Below are 3,007 nucleotides of genomic sequence, written 5' to 3' on the forward strand. Positions count from 1 at the left end.
CACCCGCGCCGCTGGTCGGGCGTCACGCGCAACTGGACGCCCATCGCTGCGGTGACTCTGAACCCTGAACGCGACGCCGTCGTCAAGACACGCTCAGGGTGCGTCGATACGCAGCCACTGGCTGCATGAACGAGGCGACAACTACCTTGACGCGCGCCGCCCGTGTCGACCTGAGCCGACCACGAACCAGTCAAGACCGAATAAGGCGTGCCACTGACGAAGAACCCGGTGAAGGTGCCATCGAGCTTCAGGATCGACGCCTGAGCGGTCGCGCTCGCCATGAGCATGCCGCACCAGGCCAGGAAACCGAACGCTGTACGAAGATCCATTACGTCGCTCCTCACGAACGCTGTTTCAGCGAGGTGGGTCGCGCGCAGCAAGAGGTATTCCAGTCGGCCAACAAACCGACGGATCAAGCACTTATGCCGTTTTAAGGAGTCACGACTGCGAGTCGTGTAAAGATGGCCGACAGTGAAAGCCAAGGTCGGCTTCGACAACCCGCACTTCGTCGCCGCGGGCCTGCGCTGACCGCGGCCGCGGCAGCAAGGCGCCGGTACGTGGGCCCCTATCGGCGCGGCCGTTAGACTGCACCGCATCGCTTGCCCGCGCCGACCGCCGATGCGCCCTGCCCACCTCGCCCAGGTCCTCGACCGCGAGTTCCTCGCCACCGCCGAGGGCCAGCACACGCCGGTGATGCTGTGGGGGCCGCCCGGTGTGGGCAAGTCGCAGCTGGTCGCGCAGCTCGCGCAGCGCCACGGCGTGCCGATGGTTGACGTGCGGTTGTCGCAGATGGAGCCCTCCGACCTGCGCGGCATCCCGTTTCGCGTCGGCGACCTCGTGCAGTGGGCCACGCCGGCGATGCTGCCCGACGCGCAGCGGCACGGGCCGCGCGGCGTGCTGTTCCTCGACGAGATCACGAGCGCGGCGCCGGCGGTGTCGGCCGCGGCGTACCAGCTGATCCTCGACCGGCGCCTGGGCGAATACGCGATTCCCGCGGGCTGGGCGATCTTCGCCGCCGGCAACCGCCAGGGCGACCGCGGCGTGACCTACGCGATGCCGGCGCCGCTGGCCAACCGCTTCGCGCACTTCGAGGTCGAGGTCGACCTCGACGACTGGGTGCAGTGGGCGTGGCGTGCCGGCATCGACGAGCGGCTGATCGGCTTCCTGCGCTTCAAGCCCGAGCTGCTGTTCGACTTTGACCCCGCGCGCACGCTGGCCGGCGAGATGGCGTTCCCGAGCCCGCGCTCGTGGGAGTTCGCGCACCGCGCGCTGCGCAAGTTCGCCGACCAGCCCGCGCTGCTGCAGGGCGCGCTCGCCGGCTGCGTCGGGCAGGCGGCCGGCGTCGAGTGCGCCGCGTACTTGGCCACGCTCGACCGCCTGCCGGATCTGGACGCGATCGTCGAGGGCCGCGATGCCGCGGTGCCCGCCGAGATCGACCTGCAGTACGCGGTGGCCGCTGCGCTGGTGGGCCGCGCGCTGCGCGCGAAGGGCACGGCAGACGCCGCACGCACCTGGGGGCACATCCTCGACTACGCCGAGCGGCTGCCCACGCGCGAGATGGGCGTGATGCTGGTGGCCGACCTGCACCGCAGCCTGGGCACCGCGCTCTTCGCCGTGCCGGCGTTCAAGCGCTGGGCCGAGCGTGCGGCCGACGTGCTGCTCTATGACTGAGCCGGCCGACGACGCCGCGCGCCGGCTCGCGGCCGCGCGCACGCGGCTGATCCTCGACTACCCGTTCCTCGGGGCGCTGGCGCTGCGCCTGCCGCTCAAGCCCGCCGGGCGCTGGTGCGCGACGACCGCCACCGACGCGCGGGCGCTGTACTACAACCCGCAGTGGATCGCGGCGCTCAAGCCCGCCGAGCTGCAGTTCGCGCTCGCGCACGAGGCGCTGCACTGCGCGCTCGGTCACTTCGCGCGCCGCGGCCACCGCGTGCAGCGGCGCTGGGATCTGGCGTGCGACTTCGCGATCAACCCGCTGCTGCTCGACGAGGGCCTCGCGCCGCCGCCGGGCGCGCAGGTGCTGCCGCTGTACCGAGGCCTGAGCGCCGAGGAGATCTACCCCTGCCTCGACGACCGTCTCGACAGCGACACGCTCGACGAGCACGCATGGGACGGCGACGACGGCGGCCAGGGCGGCACGGGCGACGGCGCGCCGCGCGACGACGCCGGCGGAGGCGGCCGCGCACAGGGGCGGCCCACGGGCGCCGGCGGCGACGATAACGACGCGCGCCCGCCGCCGCTGTCGCCCAACGAGCGCGAGCACCTGCACCGCCAGTGGCAGCGCCACCTCGCCGCCGCGGCGCAGCGCGCGCGCGAGGCGGGCAAGCTCGCCGGCGCACTCGCGCGTCTTGTCGACGAGGGGCTCGCGCCACGCGTGTCGTGGCGCGCCGCGCTCGCGCAGTACCTCGCGCAGACCGCACGCGACGACTACGCGTGGTCGCGCCCGTCGCGCCGCGAGGGCGACGCGCTGCTGCCGAGCCTGCGCAGCGCCTCCGGCGACCTCGTCGTCGCGATCGACACGTCGGGCTCGATCGGCGCGGCCGACCTCGCGCAGTTCGTCGCCGAACTCAACGCGCTGAAGGGCACGCTCGCCGTGCGCACGACGCTGCTCGCCTGCGACAGCGCGCTCGCCGCCGGCGCGCCGTGGGTCGCCGAGCCTTGGGAGCCGCTCGCGCTGCCGGCGCTTTCGGGCGGCGGCGGCACCGACTTCCGCCCGGTGTTCGACTGGGTCGCGCAGCAGGGGCTGCGCCCCGACGCGCTCGTCTACTTCACCGACGCCGAGGGCACTTTCCCGGCGCGAGCACCCGACTACCCGGTGCTGTGGCTCGTCAAGGGCCGCGCGCCGGTGCCGTGGGGGCGGCGCGTGCCGCTGGCCTGAGAGCCTGTGAAGATTTGGGATAACCCCGACAGCTGCGGGCGAGTTTGGCCGTTGAAGTGGCATGAGCACCGAGACGACTGAAGCGACGCCGAGCGAAGGGCAAGACCTCTTCGGCTGCAAGCCTGTGGC

Annotated in this window: 3 protein-coding genes; 2 read left to right on the forward strand and 1 reads right to left on the reverse strand. The window is 72.7% G+C overall.

Annotated elements, in window-relative coordinates; all coding sequences use genetic code 11:
• The coding region (locus tag DRV96_RS18240; protein WP_162911137.1) for a hypothetical protein at window positions 1-329 on the reverse strand (329 nt) is incomplete at its 3' end.
• A gap of 289 nt (window positions 330-618) precedes the next feature.
• Between DRV96_RS18240 and DRV96_RS17580 the strand changes: the two genes are divergently transcribed.
• Both DRV96_RS17580 and DRV96_RS17585 read left to right on the forward strand, forming a co-directional pair.
• On the forward strand, window positions 619-1,671 hold the full coding sequence (locus DRV96_RS17580; protein WP_119293563.1) for an AAA family ATPase: 1,053 nt from the start codon (window positions 619-621) through the stop codon (window positions 1,669-1,671).
• The gene (locus DRV96_RS17585; RefSeq protein ID WP_119293565.1) at window positions 1,664-2,878 is read left to right on the forward strand and encodes a vWA domain-containing protein; all 1,215 of its coding nucleotides are present in this window, start codon (window positions 1,664-1,666) and stop codon (window positions 2,876-2,878) included. The genes DRV96_RS17580 and DRV96_RS17585 overlap by 8 nt, the downstream gene beginning before the upstream one ends.
• Window positions 2,879-3,007: the final 129 nt, after the last annotated feature.

It is taken from the genome of Azohydromonas sediminis (assembly GCF_003574675.1).
Lineage (GTDB): Bacteria > Pseudomonadota > Gammaproteobacteria > Burkholderiales > Burkholderiaceae_C > Calidifontimicrobium > Calidifontimicrobium sediminis.